Raw genomic sequence first — 1,775 nt, 5'->3', positions numbered from 1 at the left:
CTACAAGCCCTGGCAGCGCGGCAGCAACGAGAACATCAACGGGCTCTTGCGCGAGTACCTCCCCAAAGGCACCGACCTATCGGTCCACAGCGCCACCGACCTGCAGACCATCGCTGACGAGCTCAACGACCGTCCCCGCAAACGCCTGGGCTACTACACACCCCGCGAACGCCTGACTACGTTGATCCAAGAAGATCTCAACCGCGTTGCAACGACTCCCTGAATCTGCCGACTCGGATCGTCCACGATCTTCTCCCGGTCAGTCGGCGGGCAGGTCTCGTGACAGGCGCCAGGGCGCCTTCCTCGACCAGCGGGAGGCGAGGTCAGTCCCAGAACCACATGAGGAGCTCGTTCGCCAGCGGTGTGGCCAGCCAGGCGATGGACGCGACCCCGACCGCGAAGGCGGCCGCGTAGAGGACGACCTCCAGCACGGTCAGCGTCCGCCACCAGCTCCACACCATGAACACCGACCACATCGCCACCCCACCGGAGATGAACGGTGCCGTCGGCACGCCCACGATCGCGATGAATCCGACCACCCCGCCGAGAGCGGTGTCGTAGGGCCACATCGTGCCCAGGTCGTAGGCGTAGATCGTCTCGTGGGCCGGGCGCAGGTGGACGCCGTTCGCGTAGTAGGGCAGCACCAGCCCGATGACGTACGGCACGGCGGCGAGGAGGGCGACCAGGAGGGCGATGCCCGGGCGGCGGCGGTCGACGTGGATCGCCGGCTGTGCTTCCGAGGGCATCACGGCCATGCCTGCAGTCTGTGCCTCCCGCTCGCCCGGTCCATCGCCCCGATGGGGGATCTCCCTCAGCCGGCGACTGTTGCGTAGCCCTCGCGGTACGACGGGTACGTCGGCGCCCAGCCCGCCGACCGCAGCCGCGCGTCGGACAGCCGCTTGCCGTGCCCCTGTGCGGGGTCGGCCGGCGGGGGAGCGGGGGCGCCGAGGCGGTCGGCGAGGAACGCAGCGACGTCCCCGAGCTGGGCCGGTTCGTCGTCGGTGCCGAGGTAGAGCCGCTCCGGCGCGGCGTCCATGGTCAGCAGGTGCACGACCGCCGCGGCGGCGTCGGTGCGGTGGATGCGGTTCGTCCAGCGGTGCGGGTCGTCGATCCGGCCCTCGCGGACCTGGTCGAGCAGCCGCGTGCTGCTGCCGCCGTACAACCCGGACAGTCGCAGGACGCTCCCGTGCGGGACGCGCGCGTGGAAGGCCTCCTCGGCGGCGACGAGCATCCGGCCCGGGCCGTCGCTCGGGGCCGGGGGCGTCGTCTCGTCCTCGAGCTCCGGGAGGTCGCGGCTGCCGTGCACGGAGGTCGACGAGACGAGGACGGCCCGCTCGGGTGGCTCGGGCAGCGCGTCGAGCGCCCGCGCCATCCCGTCGACGTACGTCGTCCGGTAGGCCTCCTCGGTCCGCGGCCGCGCGGTCAGCGCGACGACGACGAGGCGGGGGCGTACGTCGGACAGGTCCGGGGTCTCCCGCGTCAGGTCGACCGCGCGACCGACGAGCGGCGCAGGTACGAGCGAGGCGTTGCGCCGCAGGGCGAGCACGCCGTGGCCGAGGTCGGCCAGGCGCAGGCCGACCGCGGCGCCGAGCTCGCCGGCGCCGACGAGGAGGACGTCCGGGGTCACAGGCGCACCGTACGGCAGCACGGGAGGGCTGTGCCCGGGCCGGTCGTCGTGGCACCGTGGTCCCATGAAGCGCCCGCCGCCGCCGCTCCTCGCGCTCGTCGCCGCGCTCGCCCAGCGCGGGCTGTCCCGCGGGCGGGCTGTCCCGCGG

The 1,775-nt window shown here is 73.0% G+C and carries 3 protein-coding genes; 1 reads left to right on the top strand and 2 read right to left on the bottom strand.

Features of this window, described 5'->3' with window-relative positions:
• Positions 1–223 (top strand): transposase (locus tag ACXJKB_RS22680; protein WP_457185629.1); only part of this gene is annotated, 223 nt, incomplete at its 5' end.
• A 100-nt stretch (positions 224–323) separates the two neighbouring features.
• Here ACXJKB_RS22680 and ACXJKB_RS22675 read toward each other — a convergent pair.
• Positions 324–755, bottom strand: coding sequence for a hypothetical protein (locus ACXJKB_RS22675; protein ID WP_457192475.1), 432 nt, complete (start codon positions 753–755; stop codon positions 324–326).
• Positions 756–811: 56 nt separating this feature from the next.
• Positions 812–1,627: a hypothetical protein gene (locus tag ACXJKB_RS22670; protein WP_457192473.1), complete on the bottom strand. Its 816-nt coding sequence runs from the start codon at positions 1,625–1,627 to the stop codon at positions 812–814.
• Positions 1,628–1,775: the final 148 nt, after the last annotated feature.

This window comes from Nocardioides sp. P5_E3 (assembly GCF_054049275.1).
This window is presented reverse-complemented; position numbering and strand designations above follow the sequence as displayed.